Origin of the sequence: Leptolyngbya sp. AN02str, assembly GCF_050565595.1 — a bacterium.
Taxonomy (GTDB): Bacteria; Cyanobacteriota; Cyanobacteriia; order Elainellales; family Elainellaceae; genus Kaiparowitsia.
The window spans coordinates 1-24,478 of record NZ_JBNXVR010000044.1 but is presented as its reverse complement, the minus strand read 5'-3'; the positions used below and the strand labels follow the sequence as shown (position 1 = coordinate 24,478).

At 51.5% G+C, this 24,478-nt stretch carries 20 protein-coding genes, 1 tRNA gene and 1 pseudogene; 8 read left to right on the top strand and 14 right to left on the bottom strand.

Annotated elements, in window-relative coordinates; all coding sequences use genetic code 11:
- Positions 1–203: 203 nt before the first annotated feature.
- From kaiC to ACQ4M4_RS23710, 3 genes are all read right to left on the bottom strand, one after another.
- Positions 204–1,757, bottom strand: coding sequence for a circadian clock protein KaiC (gene kaiC / locus ACQ4M4_RS23720; protein WP_430686950.1), 1,554 nt, complete (start codon positions 1,755–1,757; stop codon positions 204–206).
- 48 nt (positions 1,758–1,805) lie between these two features.
- On the bottom strand, positions 1,806–2,120 hold the full coding sequence (gene kaiB / locus ACQ4M4_RS23715) for a circadian clock protein KaiB (protein WP_430686949.1): 315 nt from the start codon (positions 2,118–2,120) through the stop codon (positions 1,806–1,808).
- 147 nt (positions 2,121–2,267) lie between these two features.
- The gene (locus ACQ4M4_RS23710) at positions 2,268–3,173 is read right to left on the bottom strand and encodes a circadian clock protein KaiA (RefSeq protein ID WP_430686948.1); all 906 of its coding nucleotides are present in this window, start codon (positions 3,171–3,173) and stop codon (positions 2,268–2,270) included.
- Between the two features lie 935 nt (positions 3,174–4,108).
- Here ACQ4M4_RS23710 and ACQ4M4_RS23705 point away from each other — a divergent pair.
- The gene (locus ACQ4M4_RS23705) at positions 4,109–6,832 is read left to right on the top strand and encodes an ATP-binding response regulator (RefSeq protein ID WP_430686947.1); all 2,724 of its coding nucleotides are present in this window, start codon (positions 4,109–4,111) and stop codon (positions 6,830–6,832) included.
- Between the two features lie 16 nt (positions 6,833–6,848).
- Here the strand turns inward: ACQ4M4_RS23705 and ACQ4M4_RS23700 are convergent, their stop codons facing one another.
- On the bottom strand, positions 6,849–8,906 hold the full coding sequence (locus ACQ4M4_RS23700; RefSeq protein ID WP_430686946.1) for an amylo-alpha-1,6-glucosidase: 2,058 nt from the start codon (positions 8,904–8,906) through the stop codon (positions 6,849–6,851).
- Positions 8,907–9,463: 557 nt separating this feature from the next.
- Between ACQ4M4_RS23700 and ACQ4M4_RS23695 the strand changes: the two genes are divergently transcribed.
- Positions 9,464–10,063, top strand: a complete 600-nt coding sequence (locus ACQ4M4_RS23695; RefSeq protein WP_430686945.1) for a peroxiredoxin — start codon at positions 9,464–9,466, stop codon at positions 10,061–10,063.
- A 778-nt stretch (positions 10,064–10,841) separates the two neighbouring features.
- Positions 10,842–11,126 carry a hypothetical protein gene (locus ACQ4M4_RS23690; protein WP_430686944.1) on the top strand — a complete coding sequence of 95 codons (285 nt, stop codon included), beginning with the start codon at positions 10,842–10,844 and terminating at the stop codon, positions 11,124–11,126.
- Positions 11,127–11,280: 154 nt separating this feature from the next.
- On the opposite strand, the gene ACQ4M4_RS23685 is transcribed toward ACQ4M4_RS23690, so the two are convergent.
- The gene (locus ACQ4M4_RS23685) at positions 11,281–12,060 is read right to left on the bottom strand and encodes a hypothetical protein (RefSeq protein ID WP_430686943.1); all 780 of its coding nucleotides are present in this window, start codon (positions 12,058–12,060) and stop codon (positions 11,281–11,283) included.
- Positions 12,061–12,193: 133 nt separating this feature from the next.
- Positions 12,194–13,318: a D-alanine--D-alanine ligase family protein gene (locus ACQ4M4_RS23680; protein WP_430686942.1), complete on the bottom strand. Its 1,125-nt coding sequence runs from the start codon at positions 13,316–13,318 to the stop codon at positions 12,194–12,196.
- A gap of 114 nt (positions 13,319–13,432) precedes the next feature.
- On the opposite strand from ACQ4M4_RS23680, the gene ACQ4M4_RS23675 reads away from it, so the two are divergent.
- Positions 13,433–13,744 carry a hypothetical protein gene (locus tag ACQ4M4_RS23675; RefSeq protein ID WP_430686941.1) on the top strand — a complete coding sequence of 104 codons (312 nt, stop codon included), beginning with the start codon at positions 13,433–13,435 and terminating at the stop codon, positions 13,742–13,744.
- Between the two features lie 5 nt (positions 13,745–13,749).
- On the opposite strand, the gene ACQ4M4_RS23670 is transcribed toward ACQ4M4_RS23675, so the two are convergent.
- Complete coding sequence (locus ACQ4M4_RS23670) at positions 13,750–14,508, bottom strand: 5-formyltetrahydrofolate cyclo-ligase (RefSeq protein ID WP_430686940.1); 759 nt, start codon at positions 14,506–14,508, stop codon at positions 13,750–13,752.
- A complete protein-coding gene (miaB, locus tag ACQ4M4_RS23665) occupies positions 14,508–15,881 on the bottom strand; it encodes a tRNA (N6-isopentenyl adenosine(37)-C2)-methylthiotransferase MiaB (protein WP_430686939.1) in 1,374 nt (457 codons plus the stop codon). Before miaB ends, ACQ4M4_RS23670 begins: the two co-directional genes overlap by 1 nt.
- A 556-nt stretch (positions 15,882–16,437) precedes the next feature.
- On the opposite strand from miaB, the gene atpD reads away from it, so the two are divergent.
- Both atpD and atpC read left to right on the top strand, forming a co-directional pair.
- Positions 16,438–17,895, top strand: coding sequence for a F0F1 ATP synthase subunit beta (gene atpD, locus ACQ4M4_RS23660; RefSeq protein ID WP_430686938.1), 1,458 nt, complete (start codon positions 16,438–16,440; stop codon positions 17,893–17,895).
- Between the two features lie 97 nt (positions 17,896–17,992).
- Positions 17,993–18,403, top strand: a complete 411-nt coding sequence (gene atpC / locus ACQ4M4_RS23655) for an ATP synthase F1 subunit epsilon (protein ID WP_430686937.1) — start codon at positions 17,993–17,995, stop codon at positions 18,401–18,403.
- A 196-nt stretch (positions 18,404–18,599) separates the two neighbouring features.
- On the opposite strand, the gene ACQ4M4_RS23650 is transcribed toward atpC, so the two are convergent.
- Both ACQ4M4_RS23650 and ACQ4M4_RS23645 read right to left on the bottom strand, forming a co-directional pair.
- Positions 18,600–18,722: a hypothetical protein gene (locus ACQ4M4_RS23650; protein ID WP_430686936.1), complete on the bottom strand. Its 123-nt coding sequence runs from the start codon at positions 18,720–18,722 to the stop codon at positions 18,600–18,602.
- A 34-nt stretch (positions 18,723–18,756) separates the two neighbouring features.
- Positions 18,757–19,056, bottom strand: coding sequence for a 30S ribosomal protein PSRP-3 (locus ACQ4M4_RS23645; RefSeq protein WP_430686935.1), 300 nt, complete (start codon positions 19,054–19,056; stop codon positions 18,757–18,759).
- 121 nt (positions 19,057–19,177) lie between these two features.
- Here ACQ4M4_RS23645 and ACQ4M4_RS23640 point away from each other — a divergent pair, with 121 nt between their 5' ends.
- Positions 19,178–19,993, top strand: coding sequence for a TIGR01548 family HAD-type hydrolase (locus ACQ4M4_RS23640; RefSeq protein ID WP_430686934.1), 816 nt, complete (start codon positions 19,178–19,180; stop codon positions 19,991–19,993).
- A gap of 187 nt (positions 19,994–20,180) precedes the next feature.
- Here the strand turns inward: ACQ4M4_RS23640 and ACQ4M4_RS23635 are convergent, their stop codons facing one another.
- Positions 20,181–21,593 (bottom strand): glycosyltransferase, encoded by a 1,413-nt coding sequence (locus tag ACQ4M4_RS23635; protein ID WP_430686933.1) that lies wholly within the window; start codon positions 21,591–21,593, stop codon positions 20,181–20,183.
- Positions 21,594–22,495: 902 nt separating this feature from the next.
- A tRNA-His gene (locus ACQ4M4_RS23630) sits at positions 22,496–22,568 on the bottom strand.
- A 399-nt stretch (positions 22,569–22,967) separates the two neighbouring features.
- Here ACQ4M4_RS23630 and ACQ4M4_RS23625 point away from each other — a divergent pair.
- Complete coding sequence (locus ACQ4M4_RS23625) at positions 22,968–23,387, top strand: DUF4359 domain-containing protein (RefSeq protein WP_430686932.1); 420 nt, start codon at positions 22,968–22,970, stop codon at positions 23,385–23,387.
- A gap of 178 nt (positions 23,388–23,565) precedes the next feature.
- On the opposite strand, the gene ACQ4M4_RS23620 is transcribed toward ACQ4M4_RS23625, so the two are convergent.
- Together ACQ4M4_RS23620 and ACQ4M4_RS23615 are read right to left on the bottom strand one after the other, a co-directional pair.
- Positions 23,566–23,991, bottom strand: a complete 426-nt coding sequence (locus ACQ4M4_RS23620) for a hypothetical protein (protein WP_430686931.1) — start codon at positions 23,989–23,991, stop codon at positions 23,566–23,568.
- Between the two features lie 374 nt (positions 23,992–24,365).
- Positions 24,366–24,478, bottom strand: a pseudogene (locus ACQ4M4_RS23615) (IS982 family transposase); the annotation flags it as partial.

The window sequence follows — 24,478 nt, the reverse complement described above, 5'->3', positions numbered from 1 at the left end:
TGGCACCTAACCTTAAGCCCAAAATAAAGCCCACAACGCAAGAAGAGCCTTGCTGGACTCAGCAAAGCTCTTCTCCTAGTTAACCTCAGTTTTGGTTAAGAGCTTTTCTGAGGCTTGCGCGTCGCGCAAACCTCAGAATTGCCCATTTTTGCTTAGATAAAACTCAGGTTAGTTACAAATTCGAATTAACCAATTCGAAGAGGTTATTCTTCCTCTTGTTGGAAACCACGGATAATCCGAGACAATTCATCCTTCTCATCCGTTGCTACACGAGTTGGCGAACCGCTAATAATGCGCTCAAACTGGCGGAACGAGTCCTTGATCTCAGGTCCCGTCTCCGTAATGACATATTCGCGAATTCCCTTGTCGTGCCATGATCCCCGCATTTTAAAGACGTTGATCGCACGGGACATTTCACCCCGAATTTCTACATATTGCAGCAGCAAAATCGTATCGGTAATGGTAGAAATGTGCGAATCGGTAATGGAATTTGATCCCATAAACTGATCGGTCGTATTCGTGAAGAAACCTGTAATTTCTTCTTGCTTGGCGAATCCGGTCACCCCAATCACAAACTGGCGAAAGGCATTATTGCTGACCCCTCGGGCTAGAGCCGACAGCGAATCGATCGCAATGCGGCTGGGCTTAAATTCGGAAATCTCCGACTTGATAATTTGCAAATGGTCTTCCAAACCAGCAGATTCGGGATAAGCGCAAATAATTTTGAGCAAGCCTTGTTGCTCTAGCTCCTCAAAGTCGATCCCCCAGGAGTAGGCATTGCGTGACAGTTGAGCCCGCGATTCTTCATAGGCAAATAGGAGCGATCGCTCGCCAATTGTGCAGCCATCCTGCAAAAACTTGCTGACTAACAGCGTTTTGCCCGTTCCGGTCGCGCCCGTTGCCAAGATGATAGAGTCTTTGAAAAAGCCACCACCACACATTTCGTCCAGCGTTTTCACCCCCGACGACACCCGCACATTCGATGAACGTTGAGTCAGGCGCATCGCTCCCAACGGGAAGATATTCACACCCTGATTGGTAATCGTAAAGGGATACTCCCCTTTCATGTGCGTGGTACCGCGCAGCTTTAGAATTTCAATAGTGCGGCGGCGACGTTCGCCCTCCAGCACGTTGCGCACAATCACCACATTGTCTGACACAAACTCTTCCACCCCAAACCGAGCAACCGGGCCGTATTCCTCAACCCGCTCAGTTGTCATAATGGTGGTGGCTCCTACCTGCTTCAGCCGCGCCACCAAGCGAAAGATTTCGCGCCGTACCACCGACACCGCGTCATACTGCTGAAACACCGCCGTGATCGAGTCGATAGAAACGCGCTTCGCCTTGTATTTGCGAATGGCGTATTGAATGCGCTCAATCAATGCAGAGAGATCAAAGCTGCCAATCACCTCTTGCCCTTCGGGATCAGGCGAGGCATCTAGAATGAACAGCTTCCCTTCATCAACGAGCTTTTGCAGATCCCAGCCAAAGCTGTGGGCGTTTTTGATAATGTCGGCAGGAGACTCTTCAAACGTTACAAAGACACCCGGTTCATCGAAGTGAACAATTCCGTTGTATAGAAATTGCACAGCAACCAGGGTTTTTCCAGTGCCGGAGGTGCCGCTAACAAGAGTAGTTCGGCCAACGGGGAGTCCCCCATGGCTGATATCATCAAACCCTTCAATCAGGGTTCGAATTTTTTGAACTCCTTTTGTTGATGCTCCGTTAAGTTGTTCAGGTTGACCAAGGTCGCTCATAGATTCTTGTAAACACCAAATTTAAGACAGCCCAGAAGGCTGAGGTTACTAAATTCCTGCCTCTTCTTCCCGCAACTCATCATACATAAGGTCTAGACCGATCAGGACCTTTTCACGATCAGAAAGATCGCCAATGATTTTGCGGACTGGGGGCGGCAGGATTTTTGCTAAGGTAGGCGTTGCTAAAATTTTGTCTTCTTCAGCAAGCTGAGGATTTTTCAGCACATCGATTACTTTAAGGGCGTACACACCTTGAAATTCCTTCTCCAAGATTTGGTTGAGGGTTTTGAGGGCGCGTACAGAGTTGGGCGTGTTTCCAGCGACGTAAAGCTTGAGAATGTAAGTTTTTTTAACAGGAGTCATGGTTATATGATGTGTGCCTCAAGATGGAGCCTAGGGTTTAGGCGGTTGAATGAAGGAGAAGTGGCATGGGATGGGGCACGTTGCTGGGGTAGGAATGTGTTGACGAGCTCAACAGCTCGATGAATCACTAACTAGGTTCAGGATAGTCTAAGATTCTCGCGGGATGGAACGCCGATACATTTCACACAAGTGGGCCAGGACATCAATCAGGGTTAATCGATAGTCTTGCAAGATATCGTCGTTTCGGCCTTCGAGCTTGAGTTGCTTGGAAAATTCATCCATCAATTCAATATGCATTTCAACGACCTGGGAAACGGGAACATCGGAGAAGAAGGCGAGGTTTGCAAAGGTGTCAATCCGCTGGTTGAGTAGTTCACTATCGGCAGATTTGGCGGAGAAGTAGGACAGAATAATTTTGCGGTATTCGTCTCGCAGGCGTTGCAAAACTTCTTTGCGTTCAGGCTGAGTCATGTGCCGCAAAAAGTGGGCTGGGTTGCGTTTGTAATAGACTCCCAAGTAGCCTAAGCGTTCTTTTAGCTTGTCAGCAAGTCGCTTTTGTTGCTGCATGAGGGAGCTATGGACGGTGAGAACAGTCGCAGGATTGATCTCGGCTTCGGGATGTAGCGGTTGAGGGGCGAGCTTTAGAAATTTGGCGATCGCCTGTTCGACGAGTTGAGGTAGTTGGGCAATGTCGCTGACGTGGGCATGAAGCAGCGCATTGTGATAAATCACCTGCTCGTTGCTCTGAATTGGATCAGTGATGGAGTATGTGTCTGCGCGGCTGTCTTTCGATTCGAGCAGTACGGCGGGCAGCAGGATGGAGAGACGTTTTAGCTGCTCTAGGGTATCGAGGGATAGTGTGCTCTCTTCGAACACGAGACAATCAACCTGCCGTTTTTCGCGCTGGACAAAGGTCAAAAATTCTTGTTGGTCGTCGAACTGATTGAAGGTGTAAGATTCGTGCGCTTGACTACCAGAATCATTGCCCCCAAGGGATTGGGACATTTGCTGCGATAGATCGGAAGTCGTTAGCAGGCTGCAAACAGAAAGCAAAGTATGGAAATTGGGAGAGAAAGGGACTGAAAAAACGTTAACTCATCGCAGTGGGTGAGGCCAACCGAGTATTTGGCAGGGTGGACAGATGCGATCGCCCACGGGTTATGAAGAGCGATCGCTTCAACCGTACATGATGACGAAGCGGCTAGCAGGGGTATGACCAACCCTACAACAGCCGATGCTGGGTTTATTTGCCAGCATTTTAATCATTCGTTAGATAAGAAACTCAACTAATGGATAACAAACGCCAAGTTTTCTTTAGAAGTTTGAATTCATCAACAGCATACTGAACCCAGGTTCATGAAGTAAAGCGATCGCAGAAAGTGGCAACACCTAAGGTGGGTACAGGATTTTGTCGCTTAGCCTGCACCTCGACCAGCAGGGATGGCAGAGGGTTCTACCGAAAATGTATTAAATGATTTGGGATTATGCGGCAGAGCGGCAGATGATTCGGCAGAATCAGATGTAGCGGGTTGTGTTCTTAGTTTGCCCAGTTTGGTTGATGAGATACAAGCAAGAGCCCGTTTGGTTACATCCGATGTCGAGGAACTTCTGTCGAGCGAGAAATTTCAACTTAAGGAGTTTCAATCGTGATACGGGCTTAAATTCGTTGAACTGTGGACAGCCCCGTTTACAGCTGAGTTAAAGCATTCATCGATCTGGTTCTACCGATATTGGGCGATCGCCCCCCATTGCCCCCTTCAGCACATGTTTTGAGTTGACAAGGTTTGGATTTGTGGAGCCTTATGGTCGTTCATGAACTTGGGTTGCACAATTTGCTTAGTTTGTTTACCTAGTTTGTTTGCCTAGGTTGAATGATGCGTAAACACTCGGTGAGTTAACAAGCCGCTGAAACGGTTCAACCCGTTGTAGTTGGTCGATGTATGGCCCTGGCAGCTAGCAAATGCGTATACATGACATGATGGACACCCATGCAAACCCCTTCTCTCCATAATTTTATTGATGTGGTTCCCTGTGTGTCGAGTCAGGCTAGCTTGGCGCAGGTGTTGAGCGTATTTCGGCAGCAGGGTTGCGATCGCCTGATTGTGCAACAGCAGCCCAAGACTCGCAGCTCTCGGTCAAAGGCATCGCATCGACCTTCAGACGAGGCTCAGTACGGTACTGTGTCCCTATCGCGGGCCATGTTTGAGCTGCTGCCCAGCCTGGATCTGTCGTCGGAACAGGAGGCAGAACACCACAACCAGGCCCAGGTGCGATCGCGCTCCATCCAGTCTTTGGGGCTCATTGAAGCCGCCGCTACAATTCCAGCCGAGATGGAATTTGCCGAGTTGCAGTCGATTGCCTGCGACTCAGGGCAGCAGCTATGGATCGTCCTTACTCCTAATCGCCAGTGCTTGGGACTGCTCAACTGGGTTCGGTTGTGTCGCCATCTCACCGCCACCCACACGGCCATGCAGTTGGCCGAAGCCCAGATCCACGAGGCTACAGAGGCGCTTGCCCAGTCCACGCCCCAATCCTCCTACACCACCCTCACCGAGCTATTGGAAGGGTTACCCCTGCCGCTTATGGTGCAAACCCGCACCGGAGAAATGATTTGCCAAAATCACAGTTGGCGATCGCATCTCAACCATTTGTACACCCACCCATCCCCTCAGCCCCAAAGTGCCCCGTTCAACACCGTTCTGGTCAATGAGCCCGAACGGTTACATCTGCAAGAATCAGCCATGTTTTCGGGTCAATCGTCTGGTTTCCAACCCCTCAGCCACCTGGTTGCCATTCCCACAGCCGAAGCAGACTCCACAACACCCGACCCCGCCGAGTTTCCAGAACCCGCTGCTCATTCATCAGCTCCATCTGCAAATCAATACACCTGCCTTTGCCAAACTCCCAATGGCGAAGAACGAATCTGGCAATTCACCCATTTGCCGCTAGCCCAAACGCTACTGTCCACACCATCCTCGGTTCCAGATTGGTGGCTTGTACTGGCTCAGGATGTTACAGAACAACACCAAGTCGCGCGCGAACTATCAGCCAAAAATGCCGACCTCGTGCAGCTCAACCGTTTGAAAGACGAATTTTTAGCCTGTATTAGCCACGAGCTTAAATCCCCACTGACCGCAGTGCTGGGTCTTTCAAGCCTGCTCAAAGACCATCTAGTTGGACCACTCAATGAGCGTCAGTCGCGCTATGCCAGCCTGATTTATCAGAGTGGTCGCCATCTCATGCTCATCGTCAACGATATTCTTGACCTAACCCGGATTGAAACGGGACAACTCGAACTCAACATTGGCATGGTCAAAATTGAAGATGCGTGCCATCGTGCCTACGAACAAGCCCGACAGCTAATTGCTGCGGCCACCAGTGGAGTTGCCCCCCCCGAAGAGGTTCGTGCCGAGCCAGACTTTCAATACACGGTGCAGGCGGGGCTGGAGCACATTCTGGCCGATGAGCTGCGGCTGCGGCAAATGCTAGCCAATCTGTTATCTAATGCATTGAAATTTACGCTGGACGGTGGAGCGATTCGGCTCAATGTTGAGGTGTGGGAAGACTGGGTTGCCTTTACCGTGGCGGATACTGGCATTGGCATTCCCAACAATAAGCAACATCTCATTTTTCAGAAATTTCAACAGCTAGAAAATCCGCTGACACGACGGTTTGAGGGAACAGGTTTGGGGTTAGTGCTCACGCAGCGATTGGCGCGCCTGCATGGTGGGGATGTCACCTTTACCTCTACCGAGGGCAAGGGAAGTCAGTTCACGCTGCTGCTGCCGCAAACCTCTTTGTTTAAACGGGGAAAACCCGGCTCAAAACCTCAGGTTGCCAAACCGAAGATGGGAGCGATTAGCCGACAGCTGGTGCTGTTGGTGGAGGCGGTTCCCCAATTTTTGGATGATATGACCCATACCTTGATGGGGTTGGGCTACCGAGTTGCGATCGCCCGCTCGGGAACCGAAGCCCTAGAAAAAGCACGACAGCTCAGACCGTTAGCGATTTTCCTCAACCCCCTGTTGCCCATGCTGTCTGGGTGGGATGTGTTGACTCTGCTCAAAGCCAATCCCGAAACTCGCTCGATTCCCGTTGTGGTAACCGCAACCCGAGCTGAGCGAGGATTGGCCCTAAGCCGAGGCGCTAGCAATTTTCTGAGTTTGCCCATTCGCCCCGAAATCCTGCAACAAACCCTGGAGAGTATTGGCCAGCAGGTGCAACTGGGAGAAACCCTAACCCACCGCACCCAGCTCACTATTCTGCACCTGCGTTCCGAGTCCATTTTTTCCGAGCCGCCTACTGCGCCATCTGCCTCAGAAGCCGCAGCCAACTCATCTGCCGAATTTCCTCCTCCCATGCCACCGTTGGATAACCTGGCAGGCTTGCTGCATCCCTATCCCTGTCGGGTGCTGGAAGTTGATGATTTGGAGCAGGCAAACTTATTAGCGCGGGTGTGGAAGCCACAGCTCATTCTGTTGGATGGCACACTGCCAAATCCGATGGATTTTATGCGCATTCTGAGTGGGTATCCGTGTTTGGCGGCGCTTCCGCTGGTAACGTTGAACTGGGAAAATACCCAGGCAGCCATTCAAATGAACGAGCTGTCGGTGTATCCCTGTCTGGAGCCAATTGCCGAAGGAACTGAAGAAGATCGTCCAGATATGACTGTGTTGCTGGAAGTTATGGAAGTGGCGGCAGGTCTGAGATAGGGACGCTCTGAAAGAGTTAGGTCAGATCTTTCCAATGGCGCAATAGCTCTGCAACGGACCAGGCTTGGGCGATCGCACCCTGGGGTGCATGGGGGGCATCGCCATCAAAAATTTCGGAGATAGAACCCAAACAGGCTTGAGATTGAATGTGGTGGAACAATGCATCGGGCTGCCAGGGTAACGGCTCTGTTGGGTAAAACCGCCGCCACGATCGAATAAACGGGCCAATTAGCCAACTCCACACCGTACCCTGATGGTAGGCACTGTCTCGCTTGAGGGGATTGCCCCGATAGCAGCCTTTGTAAGCGGGGTCGGCTGGATCGAGCGATCGCAGCCCATAGGGAGTTAGCAGGCGATCGCGCGCGATATTCAGCACCGACTGAGCCTGCTCCACGGAAAAGCCGCAGTGCTGAAGCGAGAGCGCCATTACCGCATTGGGACGAATTTGCTGATTTGGCTGATCATTGGGGGCGATCGCATCATAGAAATACCCCATCGCCGGATTCCAAAATCGCTGTAGCGAAACCCTCACCTGCTCCGCCTGTTGAGCGTAACGGCGAGCATGGTTTTCATAATTGGGTGTATCTGCCCCAGGGGCCGCCTGTTGGGTGGCTCGTTGGTGTAGCCGCATCGCCCAGTCACGCGCCCAACAAAGCACCGAGTACCACAGGGCATTAATCTCCACGGGTTTGCCCTGGCGAGGCGTAATGGGTATGCCGTTCACCACCGCATCCATCCAGGTTAGGGCGTAGCCCGACGCATCCCAGGTCAGCAGCCCATCCATGGCATCCACCCGCACATTAAAGCCCGTCCCTGCCACAAACGACATATAGATCTGCCGCACTACGGGATACTGCTTGACTAAAAAGTCCCAATCTTGCGTGGTTTCCAAATACAGACCCAACGTTTCGATCCACCACAAGGCTGCATCAATACTGTTGTAGGCGGGGCGTTCGCCCACATCAGGAAACGTATTGGGAATCAACCCATCTTGACAATGGCGGCTAAAGGTTTCGAGCAAGCCACGTGCCAAATCGTAGCGGCCTGTGGTGAGGGCAAGCCCCGGCAAAGAAATGAGCGTGTCGCGGCCCCAGTCGCCAAACCAGTGATAGCCTGCAATGACCGTTGGGCCATCAATCGAGGCGCGATAGGCAATGAACTGGTCGCTGGCTTTCAGCAGTTGTCGCCAAATGGCATCGTGCTGACTTGCGGGAGTTGGGGCGATCGCTGGCGATAAGATGGGATGAAAAATTGCATCCAGGCGATCGCGCTCGGCTGTAAGAGCCGTCGCAAACGTTTGCTCATTTGGAGGGGCGAATGGCCGCTGCGGGCTGAGCTTGCGAATGCTGGCCTCTAGTGTGAGGCTAGTGTCGGGCTGTAGGGTAACACTCAAGTAGCCAGGACTGTATAGATCTTCTCGATCAAGCAATCCGCGCTGAGTTTCTTCGGGATAGTGATAATCCCAATACCACACACCATTGGGATGGTAATGTCCCTGGCTCCAACTGAGCTGCCATGGAGTACCCAGCCACCCAGGTCGCGCCGCCTGAAACAAAACTCGGTGCGGTTCTACTAATTGGGAAAAATGCAGATCGAGATCGGCATGCTGCTGCGCATGAAAGTTGCGATCGCCAATGAGAACTCGCAGCGATAACACCGCCGACACCGGGCCTTCATAGCGATACCGCACCAACACCCGGTTGCGAAAGGGAGATTGATGGTCGTCGCTGGCGCTAAAGCCGTGGGGCATGAGGAGCTGTCGAGTCAACTGCCAGTTGCCCGTTCCCCAAACCCAGGTGGGCACCGGATCAATATGAAAAGAACGCAGTAGCTGATATCCCGTTGGGGCGATCGCCCCGCTGCCCCAATAGTTGGTGGCCAAGTCAAACCAGTGGCCATCCACCGCAATTTGGGCATCAATCCGCGATAGCAGCAGCGTTCGCTGGCCCGGTGGGGCGATCGCCGCTACCAACCAACCGTGATACGTCCGCGTGTGGGCATCGCAGATTGTGCCGCTCGCAAATCCGCCCAATCCATTGGTCAACAACCACTCTCGGGTATCCAAGTCATCCATGCAATGCACCACTATTCCCAATTTCAAACTTCCCAACAATTGCCCCATGACTTACATAGGACTTACGCACGTCATCCGAAAAACTAAGGGGTTGACTGATGTTTGGAGCGCTAAGTGCTCCAAACATCAGTCAACTGCATAAGTCATGTTGCAATCTGTTGAAAATGGTTCAGCCTGCGCTCTAACCAGTGTTCTGCCCCCGGCTCCAGACATATCCTGGTATAGCGATAGCCAGTTTGATTAGGACATTTTGGGGGATGGCGAAGCCATCCCCCAAAATGTCCTTGTCTCAACTACGCTAGCGACGGCTATATGTCCAAGTCTAAACAGCAACGTCAACAAGGGCACAACAACCGCTGCATCTTTTAGCTCAAGCTAGCTCAAGAGAATTTGCGATCGCCCCTACTCAAAATCGTTATGACTATGATATAGTCGTAACAGTTCGTAAGGAACTTGAACAAAGTGAACCATTCCGCTGAGCGAAGCGCTTTGTTTGGTCTTCGACTTTGTTTGGTCTTTGTAAGTTAACGACACTAAATCTTTTGGAGCGTAATTCCATGACTCATCATTCTGAGTGTCTTCGGGTTGGCCAAGTCGCACCCGACTTCACCGCTACCGCTGTTGTGGATCAAGAATTTAAGACCATCAAACTCTCGGACTATCGCGGTAAGTACGTCGTACTATTCTTCTATCCTCTAGACTTTACCTTCGTTTGCCCCACTGAAATCACTGCTTTCAGCGATCGCTACGAAGAGTTCAAATCCATCAACACGGAAGTGTTGGGTGTCTCAGTAGACAGCGAATTTTCTCACCTCGCCTGGATTCAAACCGATCGCAAGAACGGCGGCGTTGGTGACCTCAACTATCCCCTCGTATCCGACATCAAGAAAGAGATCAGCAGTGCCTACAACGTGCTGACCGACGATGGAATCGCCCTGCGTGGTCTATTCATCATGGACAAAGACGGTGTGATTCAGCACTCCACCATCAACAACTTGGCCTTTGGCCGCAGCGTCGATGAAACTCTGCGCGTTCTGCAAGCCATTCAGTATGTGCAGTCTCACCCCGATGAAGTGTGCCCCGCTGGCTGGAAGCCCGGTGACGCAACCATGAATCCTGACCCTGTGAAGTCCAAAGAATTCTTTGCAGCTGTCTAAGCAAAGTCATCGCTAAACCGTGAGAGAGCCAGCGTCAAATCGACGCTGGTTTTTTTATCGCCGTCTCAGGAAATTCTCAGATTGAGTTGGTAGGTTTCTATCAAGAACAAGCTGGATAAATGAAATGTTGCTTAAATCTCAGTGGCCTCTTGGTTGGTTCGGATAAACTGCAATCTCGACCTTTTTGATTTTGCAAATCTTGGTCTGCAAAGATCGTCGGTATTTGCATCCAATTCCAGCCCTCAGAAGTATTGAGTATCATCGCTGAGGGCTTTGTCGCTTGGGGCTTAGCATCAAACCAAGTCAGTTTATTCAGCCCACTGATAGGTCTTGGCTTTTCGTGTTTCTTCAGGATGAATCTACCCTGTCTCTATATCTTAATGCCGATGGGTTTGGCTGCTGGTTGGATTAATGTACGGCTAAGGAGTACTCAGTTCCGATACAGTTCAGCGGATTGCAAATGGATAAAACCTAGTAGAACAATCTGATTCCATCGACCATTTTTGAGAATTGACCTTGCCTCAATGCGCGATCGCAACGGGTTGTTCCTGAATGCGCCCCTGAATACGTTCGTCAATGGTAGTTAGGTAACCTTCATTTGCTGAATTCCCTTGAGTTTGCAATTCAATCACTTGAAGCTGCTTATCTCTCTAGCTGACGTTCTGACTGCTTGCAATGGACTGTTCAAAAATTACCCCTCATCGCTAGATTTTTGTCCGCTTTCTTACAAGACAGTGTTATTTCCATCTATGCAACATCAACAAAGCAGGTTGGCAGAATGAAGCATGCTTCTAAGTCTGGGTTATTTGAAGAACTATGCGCTCTGCAACATATTGCGGGTGAATGTGTTGAGCATCTGTCGACTTTGGTGGATGAGGGCTTAGTGACCGAAGCCGGTGTGAACGATCTGATGCAAGATACACAAGATTTAGTTTGTGGCTCTAGAAGCGCGATTCAAAATCTACGCACCTATCGTTCGATGCGTTGGTCTGCCCTATCCACCAGGTCTACCTCCAACTCAGGCAACGTTGTGGCCTTTCCTGCTCGCGTGACAGGTCGCTGAAGCCATTGATTCGAGTGCTACTCATACTACTCAATGAAGGCCAGCGAACGAGTTTGCAAGTTGCAAATGTGATCTTGCGGCGATCGCATTTACAGGTTCGCTCGTGAAGCGCCAGTTCGGTTCGCGAATTTGGGGATTGGATTGTTTTTGGGTCTTATTGATTCATCGATCGTTTGTCGCGCCGTTCTCGAATATCTAGCAGTTCTGCCAAACCAGGAGCCCGCTCGCGATCGCCTAGCTTTACAGGCACGACAAACTCTGGACGATTTGCTGCTGGTAGAGCGTAGGTTGGTGCATGGGTTGATTCCTGAGCTGAAGGATTGGCTGAAGCCACCGCTGGCAACGTTGCCGAAGAGTCCGCCTGCAAAGAGGATTGAACGTTGACCGCTGCGGATGTTTCAGGTGCCGGAGCTGGAGCGACTTGGGGAAGAGGAGTCGGTTGCCCCGGAGCGATCGCCCTCGCTTCTGCTTCACGCAATGCAGACTCAACAGCGCGGAGACCTGTGCGAGTTTCGGTGGTAGTAGATATGCGTGATGTAGAGATGCGCGATCGCGACAATCGGTGAGCTGTAGACTCTCTGTTGCGAAAGTAGCGCGACAGGGCCAAGCATCCACCCATGCAGCTCAGCACCACCGAGGCATAAGACCAGAGAGGCGATGCGTTCGTTTCCTTGGTTTCTTGAATCGGGCTAACGATGGCAAACTCTGGCGGTGCTTCTTCTAACGAAATTTCGCGTGAGAGGTCAGGATTGACAAGACCACTCATGCCCACGCCTGCAACAACCAGCATCAGCGAAAAGATACCACTCCAAAACACCAACGGGTATTCACGCCAGAGATTCGCTACAAAGCGCACTGGCCCAACGAAGGGTTGGGTTGATGGCGAATTTTGGTTCGGCGATCGTGGCTCTTGCTCTATGCCGTTGCCCATCATGGATTGCCCATACAGATGTATCAGCTATTTTAGAAACTTTGCTCCAATCTTTCCATAGAAATTTGCAACAAAAGAGTAAAAATTTGCAGAGCTTTAGTTGTCTCTGGATGGGTCTGTTGTGGGTGTTGCGTGATTATCGCTGTTCGAGCGCCATTTGCACGAGCTGATCGACGAGTTCCTCGAACGGTACGCCGCTCGCCGCCCACAGCATGGGATACATACTGGTTGCCGTAAACCCAGGCATTGTATTGATTTCGTTGATCAGGATTTCCCCCGTCGATTCCACATAGAAGAAGTCCACCCGTGCAATCCCAGAACAATCCAACGCTTGAAAGGCTTGAACCGACATCTCCTGAATGCGCTGGGCGATCGCCTCGGGCAGCTTGGCAGGAATTGTTAGGCCCGCCAACCCTTCGGTGTATTTGGTCTCGTAATCGTAGAAGTCGCTGCTAAAGGTGATTTCGCCAATAACCGAAGCTTTGGGATTATCGGTACCCAGCACGGCACACTCTACCTCGCGGGGTGATTGGGCGGCAGCTTCGACAATGATGCGGCGATCATAGCTGGCAGCACTATCAAGGGCGGCTTCCAGTTCAGCCCGCGTACGCACTTTGGAGATGCCTACCGAAGATCCCAAATTGGCAGGCTTCACAAAACACGGATAACCCAACTCTTGCTCAATCTGGTCGCACAGTTTGGGAAAGACACAGGGATTGGACCACACCTGCGATCGCATCACAGGAACGTACTTCACCTGGGGTAACCCCACCTGAGAAAAGATCATCTTCATGGCGATTTTGTCCATGCCCATGGCAGAGCCCAGCACGCCAGAACCCACAAAGGGAACCTGCATCAACTTCAGCAAACCTTGAACGGTGCCATCTTCACCGTTGGGGCCATGCAGCACCGGAAACCACACGTCCACATCGGCCACCTGCGCAGTCGAGCGCCAGCGGTCAACGGCTTGGGAACCGCTCACCTGCAAATCAGCTGGTTGGGAATCCAATGCTTCGGAATGGGTCGCTGGAACGTTTTCACCGCCGAGCTGCGCTGGAGGCATGCCCGCTGCAAGCACCTGTTGAGCAAACTCTCCGGCTTGCCAACGGCCATCTTTTTGAATGTAGACCGGGGTGAGTTCGTATTTGCTGGCGTTGGCTCCACTGCTGAGCCCGCGAGCGATCGCCTGTGCCGACTTCAGCGAAACTTCATGCTCTCCCGAGCATCCGCCAAACAACAATCCTACCCGCAGCTTCGCCATCGGTCTTCTCCATCACCGCACAGTATCCGAGATAGAGTATCATCCCAAGATGCAGCCGGGAAAGTAGAATTTGCGCGATCGCCCCGGAGCATTCACTTTATTGATAATTTGACGATGGGTTGGGTTCATTCATTCAAAAAATTGCTGGTTTGCATTGGGGTGGCGATCGCCCTCTTCCTCTTGCCTACTCCAGCCCAAGCAGCCAACTGTCGCACGGTGCAGGGACACTCAGTGTGCCTGGTGGAGATTCGCCGCAGCGCCAAAAACTACTGGGAATACCGCGCGATCGTAAGTGTGGATGGCCGCGATCGCCCCATGGAAGTGTATGACTGTCGCGATCGCCTCCGCTTCACCCGCGATGGCCGCACCGTACCCTTTTCCAAAGACATCGCAGGAGAGCTAGTCTGTCGCCTTTACAAACGCTAACTGACTCAATCCTCTCGTTCCTCTTTTAGCTTGCGCAAAATGGGAATCTGTTGATACTGATCGGGCTGAATTGTGTCCCAATCTAGCCCTGCAGGCCGCGAAAACTTCGTGTGGGTTTCTACCACGGCCTCTGGTGTGGCGATCCAGTCTAGCGGCCAGTCGTGAGGCTGCATGGGCAACCGCTCTTCATCTTCCACCACCTGCAAATCGTGAACCGTAGTGACGATGGGCGTATCGGGACGAATCAAGTCAAACTGCCGCAGCATTGCCAGTTCCAGATCGGCAAACCCTGCACCCTTGCCGGTGCGTCCGCCACTGGCGGCAACTGCTACGCAACCAACAACGACCAAATCGATGGACTGCATCTCCTCAAAGCTCACCTTTTTGCCATAAATCAACGCGCCGCGCATGTAGGCTGCATCCTTGATTGCCACGCCTTTGGCCTGCAATGCCTCGGCCGTCAGCTCCACAAAACAGCGTTTGCTGGTCAGGCGAGGCACCGCCATGTACAGCGTTTTGCCTTCTTGCAGCGCCCGCAAACGGACAGGAGTTTGTGACCCATCGGGGTTACATTTCACCACTCGCGCCTGTTTCCATACGTCAAGCTCCGCCAGTCGTCCTGCTGCGCGATCGCTCTGCCCAAAGTTGGGAATATGCCCCACTGGGTCGCGCTTCACCGCCCGCTCCTGGCTCAAGCGGGTCCAAATTTCGTGACGAAGCTGATCCTTATTGGCGTTGCGTCCGCTCCATTCCGTATCACTCATTAGTGAGCCAGAGCGACTTCAGGAGTTGGAGTATCAATGCGATCGCCCGTCAGGCTAAAGGCCCGAACTTCTGTCACCTTCACCTTCACCAACTTGCCCCTCAGCTCGTTAATATCGCCATCAAAGAAGGTAAGGCGATTGGTGCGCGTCCGTCCCATCACCTGAGCTGGATTCTTGGGATTCTGGTCTTCCACCAATACTTCTTCTATCTGGTCGGTGTATCGCAGCGATCGCTCAGCCGCTTTGGTCGCAACCAAATGATTCAGTTGTTGTAGGCGATCGCTCTTCACCTCTTCTGACAATTGGTTGTCCCAAGTCGCCGCAGGGGTACCGGGACGGGGCGAATAGGCCGCCGTATTCAGTTGGTCAAAGCCTACTTCCTCCACCAGCTTCAGCGTGTTCTGAAATTGCTCCTCCGTTTCGCCAGGAAAACCCACAATCGCGTCCGCACTAATCGCCGCATCCGGCATATAGCGACGAATCGTGTCGATAATGCGCAGATACTTCTCGCGGGTGTAGCCTCTGGACATCGCCTTCAGCAGATCGTTGTCGCCCGACTGGAACGGAATGTGGAAATGCTCGCACAACTTGGGCAACTCATAGCAGGCTCGAATCAGCCGCTCCGTGAAGTAACGGGGATGACTCGTCGCAAACCGAATGCGCTCAATTCCGGGCACATCATGCACGTAATACAGCAGATCCGTCAGCGTGTGCAAATGCTGACCATTGGGCTTCGCTCCTGGCAGATCGCGGCCATAGGCATCAATGTTCTGCCCCAACAGCGTCACTTCCTTAAAGCTCTGCCGCCCCAACTCTTCCATCTCCGCCCGAATGGCCTCCGGCATACGCGACTGCTCTACCCCGCGCACCCCCGGCACCACACAATAGGTGCAGCGCTCGTTGCAACCATAAATAATGTTGACCCAGGCCGTCACCGCACTATCCCGGCGAGGCTTGGTAATGTCTTCCATAATATGGATGGGTTCGGTGGCAACCATCTGGTTGCCCTGCATCACATCTTCCAGCAGATCCCGCAAACGGTTCGCGTGCTGTGGTCCCATCACCAAATCTACTTCCGGCACGCGCCGCAGCAGCGCCTCACCTTCTTGCTGCGCCACGCAACCCGCTACCACAATCGTCAAATCGGGCTCGTCTTGCTTACGCTTGGCCTGCTTGCCCAGGTAGGAATACACCTTTTGCTCAGCATTGTCGCGAATGGTGCACGTGTTGTAGAGAATCACATTTGCATCATCTGGCGATTCCGACCAGGCAAAGCCCATCTCCTCCAAAATTCCGGCCATACGCTCAGAGTCGGCCTTATTCATTTGGCAACCGAACGTGGTGATGTGGTACCGACGAGAAGCTTGGCTCATAGCTAGGAAGATACTTAATTAATGCAGGGTCTCAAACACACTAGTTTATCGTGTATTTGAGCAAGAGGGGCTAGGAGTTAGGGATTAGGGGCTAGGGGAGGGAGTGGGAAATTGGGAATCGGAATTAGGGAATCGAGATTAGGGAATCGGGATTAGGGATTAGGGAATCGGGTGAGACGAATGTACGCATTACGGAGAGTGGGAGCTGGAGAGTTGCGTGAGAATATTTCGGCAACCTTGCTCTCTCAAACACATCCCAGAAAAACACACCGCGTCGCGGTGTAAGCCGCCCAGCACTACAAGCTAAACCGAAAACTTCCCTCTTTCCCCTCTAGCCCCTAAACCCTAGCCCCTAGCCCCTCCCCTGCTCCCGATCCCCTACTCCCCCCTGTAATAAATACCTATTCCAACTTCCTTAGGCATTGTGCTATGGGCGATCCAGGGTGACACAAAAATTTAGGCGATATTTAGTGATAATCTGAAAGGTGGCAATTTTACATATGTTAAGACTGTCACTCTAACCCCTCAAAAAGCTGATTAGACGATAGGCGTAAGCATGGTCACCACAGCAGAAAAAACAAACGTCGGCTATATTACCCAGGTCATCGGTCCCGTCATCGACGCGAAGTTCCCCGGTGGTCAAATGCCAAGAATTTATAGTGCATTGACTGTTAAAGGAACTAATGCTAGCGGGCAAGAAGTTTCTGTTACATGTGAAGTACAACAGCTGCTTGGCGATAGCCAAATCCGTGCTGTTGCAATGAGTTCTACAGACGGCTTGGTGCGCGGCATGGAAGTCGTAGATACTGGCGCACCCATCAGCGTTCCCGTGGGTAAAGTTACTCTCGGTCGTATTTTCAACGTGCTGGGCGAACCAGTGGACGAGAAGGGTGACGTGTCCATGGAGGACACACTTCCCATCCACCGTGCAGCCCCTAAACTGACCGAGTTGGAAACCAAACCTTCCGTATTTGAAACCGGAATTAAAGTGGTTGACTTGCTCACTCCCTACCGTCGGGGTGGAAAGATTGGTCTGTTTGGCGGTGCTGGCGTGGGCAAGACCGTCATTATGATGGAGTTGATCAACAACATTGCAACTCAGCATGGTGGTGTGTCGGTATTTGCGGGCGTGGGTGAGCGCACTCGTGAAGGAAACGACCTCTACAACGAAATGATTGAATCGGGCGTGATTAACCCCGATAACCTGAACGAGTCCAAGATCGCGCTCGTGTACGGTCAGATGAATGAACCCCCCGGAGCCCGCATGCGCGTAGGTCTGTCGGGTTTGACCATGGCCGAGTACTTCCGTGATGTGAACAAGCAGGACGTGCTGCTGTTCGTAGACAACATCTTCCGCTTTGTGCAGGCTGGTTCTGAAGTATCTGCGCTGCTAGGTCGTATGCCTTCTGCTGTGGGATATCAGCCCACTCTGGGTACCGACGTGGGTGACCTGCAAGAGCGGATTACCTCAACTACCGAGGGTTCGATCACGTCGATTCAGGCTGTGTATGTGCCTGCGGACGACTTGACCGACCCTGCTCCTGCAACTACTTTTGCTCACTTGGATGGAACCACGGTGTTGTCTCGTGGTTTGGCTTCTAAGGGGATTTATCCTGCGGTGGATCCGCTGGGTTCTACCTCGACGATGTTGCAGCCCAGCATTGTGGGTGACGACCACTACGACACTGCTCGTGCGGTTCAGTCTACGCTGCAGCGCTACAAGGAACTGCAAGACATTATCGCCATTTTGGGTCTGGATGAACTGTCGGAAGAAGACCGCTTGACCGTGGCTCGTGCTCGTAAGATTGAGCGCTTCCTATCTCAGCCCTTCTTTGTGGCTGAAGTGTTCACCGGTGCTTCTGGCAAGTATGTCAAACTGGATGACACCATTAAGGGCTTCAAGATGATCCTGAGCGGTGAGCTGGATGATATGCCCGAACAGGCCTTCTACATGGTCGGTGGCATTGATGAAGCGATCGCCAAGGGCGAGAAGCTAAAAGCTGAGAACAAGTAGGTTTTGTCCTGTCGGTTGGTACTGGAAGATTGCTGGTATCAACCGCAGGCACCTCCCGATTTGGCTGTGGCCCTATTTCAGGAATTTCATCAAAACTATGGCTCTAACCGTTCGCGTCATTGCACCCGACAAAACGGTCTGGGATGCAGATTCTGAAGAGGTCATTCTGCCAAGCACCACTGGTCAGCTTGGCATTTTGACAGGACACGCCCCGCTGTTGACGGCGCTAGAAACTGGCGTCATGCGGGTGCGTTCTGGAAAAGACTGGGTGGCAATCGCCCTGCTGGGTGGATTTGCCGAAGTCGAAAATAACGAAGTCACCATTTTGGTCAACGCTGCTGAACGTGGCGATGCGATTAACTTAGAAGATGCTCGGACTGCTTTCCGTGAAGCTGAAGCTCGGTTGAACAAGGCACAATCCGGTAGCGATCGCCAAGAGATGTTCTCAGCCAACCAAGCCTACAAGCGGGCTCGCGCTCGTTTTCAGGCTGCTGGTGGTGCTGCTTAGGTTTCTTTCCGACCATTGCTTTTGCTGTAACGTCAGCTCAATAGCCCGATGCTTTTCCCTTGGGAGCAAAGCATTGGGCTTTTTGATTGGGGATGCCCTCTCTTGCTAAGCCCGAGTTTTTCAAAAATATAGCTGTCGCCAGCTTAGTTGAGACAAGGACATTTTGGGGGATGGCGAAGCCATCCCCCAAAATGTCTTAATCAAACTGGCTATCGCTATGCAAGGCTGAAACGACTTGGCGATCGCCATAAGCCCTCATGCACAGCACATCAGCTGCAACAAATCCATCTGCAATAAAAATGACCCCTCTCGGGGTCACCAGTGAAAGCAACAAAACTTGTAGGGGGCAAACCTCAGGCGCTCCCAGTAAAAGTCACCTCAGGGAACTTCGACTGAGCTTCAGCCATAGATTTGTTTTTGCCCTCTTCTTGCCAATAGTTGATTACCTCGGTGGCTTGGTTTAGCAACGCCACCCGCTCCGCTTCGGTAATCCAAGTTTTTTGCTCCAGCTCCTTCTTCACTTGCTCCCAGGCATCATTCCGAGGCCAGAAGAAATAGGAGGTGAGGGGGCTGGTTCCTTTACCAACCACCTGGTCAACCGCAAGCGCCACATCTTTGTCCAGCCAGAGAACTTTCAGAATGAACCTTGACAAATGTACCTCCAGAACAGCAGCAGGCTGTTTCCAATCACTCTACAATCCTCCATATTACCGTAGGGTTTGATAGAATCGCTACGACTTCTCTGGAAACAACGTGCATTTAGGACATAACAGCGTGAGTGCAACCCCAAAAGCCATTGTGATTTTTGATATTGATGGGGTCATCCGGGATGTGGGGCAATCCTACCGTCGGGCCCTTGCCGATACCGTGGAACAGTTTACTCAGCAGGCCTTTCGCCCTAGCCAAGCCGATATTGACCAGCTCAAGGCAGAGGGCCGATGGAACAATGACTGGGAAGCCTCGCAGGAATTGGTTTATCGGTATTTTGAAGCACAGGGTTTGTCGCGAGGGCAACTGCAGTTGGATTACGACGAACTGGTGCGCTTTTTTCAGAGCAAGTATCGGGGCGAAAATTGGACCGGCTACATTTGCGACGAGCCCTTGTTAGCGAGCGCCACCTACCTCAATGAGCTGACAGCGGCAGGATGCCCCTGGGGCTTTTTTAGCGGAGCAACTCGGGGGTCAGCCACCTTTGTTTTGCAAAAACGGCTGGAGTTGGAGAACCCAATACTAGTTGCGATGGAAGATGCCCCCGGCAAACCTGACCCTACGGGCCTGTTTGAAACCATTCGCCAGATCGAAATACGATACAACCTTCCGGCTACGCTCCCCATTTTGTACGCAGGCGATACCGTTGCCGATATGCAAACCATTCAAAAAGCCCAGACTGTGCAGGCCAGCGCCCCTGTATCGGCACAAGAGCGGCCATGGCTAGGTGTGGGAATCTTGCCCCCGCATGTGCACAGTTCGCCGGAGTATGCCCAAGACTACCGCCAAACGCTGCTTCAGGCTGGCGCGGCTATCGTGTTGGAAAATGTCGAGCATCTGACTGCTGAAGCGATCGCCAACTTGCTAGCAGCCAAGCCTTAAGCATTCCTTGGGGCCTTGCCTCAGATCCTTCATGAGTCGTTCAGTGGTAATCTTGTGCCCGCTGGCGACCTTCCAGCCCAGGAGGGCTTCATCGCCCACACCAAAGATGTTTGCCCCGCCCAGGCTGGGGATGGTTCGGGGAGGCCTCGAACGAGGTTTGTGGGCCAACAGTAGACCCGACACCGTATTAACCGGCCCGAACTTGAGTTGGCTCAACCAATACAGATGAGGTTTGCGTGCCATTTGCTGAACTTGGCTCAATGGCATCCCACAGCAGCTCATGGGTAATAGACTGCGCTAATAAGCGACGATATAAGTCGCTGAGGCGTGCTGCAACACCAGTCCAGCTAAAATTTTGCTGAACCCGGGCAGATGCTTGGCGTTTCAACTTTTGTGCCCATACCTGGTCTGTGAGTACGCGTTCAATTGCGTTTGCCAATGCATCCACATCATCTGGAGGAACGAGTAGCCCTGTCTCCTCTGGCACGATGGTAAACTTAAGCCCGCCTACATCCGATGCGACAACGGGTGTGCCACACGACATTGCTTCTAGAGCAACCAAGCCAAACGGCTCAAAGTGGCTAGGTACAGCGCACACATCCGCAGCGGTATAGTACAACGGCAGCACATCGTGCCCAACTTGGCCTACAAAGAGAACGCGATCGCTCAAACCGAGTTCTTCTACCAAGTTGCCAATATACTGGCGCTCTTCGTGGCTTTCTTGTGCAGGATCTTCGCCGCCAACAATGACCAGGCGCACCGGTTTTGTGAGCGCAGCGCCCGGCTGCTGGATGAGTCGAGCAACGCTTTCAACCAGAGTTTTTAGTCCCTTGCGAGGGTCAAAACGGCCAACGTACAGAACCAAATGCTCCGATAGGTCAAATCCCAACTTTAGGCGGGCATCTACTTGGGGCATGGCCCGAAAGACATCTACATCGGCCCCACCCGGAATCACTTCAAAAATTCCCTTGGGTGAGCCCATCATTTGCAGGGCTTCTTGTTCTTGGGGGCTGGTTGCAACGATGCAATCTGCCGCTTCCAAAATCTGCCGTTCCACATCAATCCGGGTTTGGGCGATCGCCGATGTTCGGTTCGCCATGGGATACTTCAAAATTCCCAGCGAATGATAGGTGTGGACATGTTGCAAGTTGTGATGCTGTTTAAGCTGCATCCCCACCCAGCCCGATGTCCAATAGCTGGTGTGCACGAGGGGATAATGTTCCTTGCTGTGAACTTTGAGGAATTCCTCTAAAAATTCAGGCATGATCTCAAAGCGCTGATCCCGAGGAATGAGTGCTTCGGGGCCAGCTTTGAGACGAATGGTGCGGCAGTAGGGTGAATGTTCAACAATTTTGGGCTGATCGGGGTGGTTTTTACGAGTGAAAATATCCACCTGCCAACCTAGCTTGCACAGGGCCTCGGCAATTCGCCGAACGTAAATATTGCGTTCGCCAGCCTCTTGCTTTCCGGTATCAATGGCTGGGTCTGCATCTGCAGAAATGATGGCGATCGCCTGCCGAGTGGGAACGTTTGACCGTTGTTGCGAAGCAGCTACTTCAGAGGGATTAGAGGGTGATGGTTGCGATCTCATATTGGTCATAAATTCACCTCATAAAAGGCCACGCCTAATGGATTAAAGTAGTTCGAGCTTTGCAACCACACATCTACCTATTGAGCCATCTTTTTTGTAATTGGTCAAAGCACAGATTGAAAACTCACTTGCAATCTTGCTAGAAACTATCGGTAAAAACAGCAGCAAGTCACAGAATTTATCACAATAGGACTTACGCAGTTGAATGATGTTTGGAACGCTAAGCGTTCCAAACATCATTCAACCCTCCGGTTTTTCGGATGAAGCGCGTAAGTCCTACACAAATTGCTAAGGATGGATTGTGCAAAACATGGCTGCAATGCGGCGAGTTTTAGTCAATACAAATTAGAAGCCAATAAAAACAACAACGTTAAACCCAAGCTCTCCAGAAAACCAATCAATGTTAATCAGCGATGAATACTCAGTGATTGAAAGGAATTCGGGCTGATACGGTTGCATGAAAGGTTTAAATCTGTCTTATTGCCTTTAATTTAATGGCATTAGTTTAATGGCATGGATTCGCTTTAGTTATTGTGTATGGATTCTTCTAACGGGCTATGGAGCATTCAGCCATTCATGTGATTCGCTATGTATCTATGTGGCGATCGCTTCAATAGGGTTCACTGCCTGTCTGTGCAAACAGTTGGCCAGCCCTAATAGTTTGGAGGCTGTATGCAAATGCGAGCTGTTGATTTTCCGGTCAGTAAAAAACTATTGTCAAACTGTACACATCTCAGCATCAACATTTGAGGCTATTGCTCATTTGGGCATTCCAAATTGTTGAACGCAGTCATCTTGCAACCTAAAAAATATTAGCTCCACAGGGTAAACCTATGGAGCTAAATCGTTCCAGAAAAAAGCCTGAGAACTTAGACAGGTTCAAAGGAATCCAGCCTAAAACAGTTTAAGAGGGCGAACGAGGGGACTCGAACCCCCGAGTGGCGGAACCACAATCCGCTGCCTTAACCACTTGGCTACGCTCGCCATGCGATTAATCATTGTAGCAGGTAGATTTTCATTTTTCTAGTGTTTCACCTCATTAATTTTTGGGTGTTAGCAGGTGGGAGTGATTTCGGGGAGCTTGCCCATTGCTTGCACGAGTCAACAGCATTCCACAAGCATTCCCGTTTGAGGACTGCTATCGCCTCCCTAATTTTTTTACTTCCTGGACTTACGCATTGGTGTTATGGGTAGGGTGCTTCGCACCCTACCCATAACACCAACACACCAGATTTAGTGGGCTTGCGTAAGCCCTGACTTCTTTGGAGTATGAGCAGGAACTCTTGGTTTCAAACATTGATCTACAGAAATATCGAGCACCGATCTGCCGCAGCTTATTGATATGCTGATTCGGGAAGATTTGGTGAACAATGAGGCGATCGCATGAAAGGTCAACGATTGGCGCTATTGGCAAGTGCAGCATTGATAGGTGTTGCGCTTGCAATGACCCTAACCAATCCTGACGAACCGGAGTACGAAACCTTCGCTACGCAGCGGCTAAGCGTATATCTACAAGACAATGTTTGTACCGATTTGCCGACTTTGCTAGGTAACAATTTGTCGAATGCCTGTGTTGAGTTGGTTAATACCAACCAACCCCAAATTCGCAGCCTGATTACCAAAAATACACTTCGGCGTGATTTTACCTTCCTTAGCCTTTACACAACTGATTTGCGCCCCCAAGATTTGCTGCCGAGTGATGTTCAAGCATTTTTGCCACCAGGAACGCTGCCTGCGTATCGAGTAGAAACGGTAGGCGCGTTCAACCGTTTTTGGATTTACAGAGCGGAGCAGCAGCAATAGAACGAGCTTGTTGTACGAAAGCCACTGCTTATTCATGCTTGGTTTATGACATGCCTGATTTATGAATTGTGCGTGCGTGTGCGCTCGCAACAAACTGATTGGGGCCTGTACAAGCTGGATTGTACAGGCCCCAACATTATTTCGCAGTGATTGACTCAAGCGATTTGCAGCTGGTGAGTTACTCTTGCAATACCGATAGGGTAAAGGGAGCGCTACTGCCTTGGTTGCGATCGCCCACAAACACCGAGTAAACTCCCGGTTCCCAAAGCCCCGATACCTCAATTCGTCCATTTGACTGGCTGTGAGCCATTGCACAGTTACTGCGACCACCAGGGCCAGTAATGAGCAGTGTCGTTGAGTTGCCTGCCTGCACCCGAAATCTTAACGCCGTAAAGGACTCGGTGACCCGCACAGTTTGGCTAGCGCTGGCAGGAATGAAACCACACGAGCTAGATTGTGTTGCACCAGAATTTCCTTGAACCACAACTTCAGACTGAAGCGGGGTTTGAATTTGAGCCAATGCAGAAGCACTAACCGCTAGTGCCATGGCCAGTGAAAACGGAACAGCCGCCCATTGAAATCGAAAGCCCTTGAGCGGTCTCATACTCCACTCCTCTGAGACAGATAAACCTCTACACTTGCATCCTAGATCTTGGACTCCACCTCGGGAAGGATTTTGTGCCACTTCATCTAGCGTCTTCTCAACCAGTAAAACTACGGAAGCATTTGTTAGAAGTTTTCGAAAATATACCAGTAGCCATCAGCGCTTGCAGGGCGCTGATGGCTACTGGCGATCGCTAGTACGGTTCCCATGACTATAGTTTGAACATCCTTGTGAACCAAATGCCAACTGTGAATAACTTCAGGACTTACGCAGTTGAATGATGTTTGGAACGCTAACCGTTCCAAACATCATTCAACCCCCTGGTTTTCGAATGAAATGCGTAAGTCCTAAACTTTTAGAAACCTCAGTTATGGTTAAGCCGCAGGAGACAAAGCCCAATCTAATCTCAGAGCAGGCTTCTTCGGCTGGTGGCAATAGGCAATCAGCCCACACAGGATGTTGGCGAAGCAATTGACCGGACTGCGGT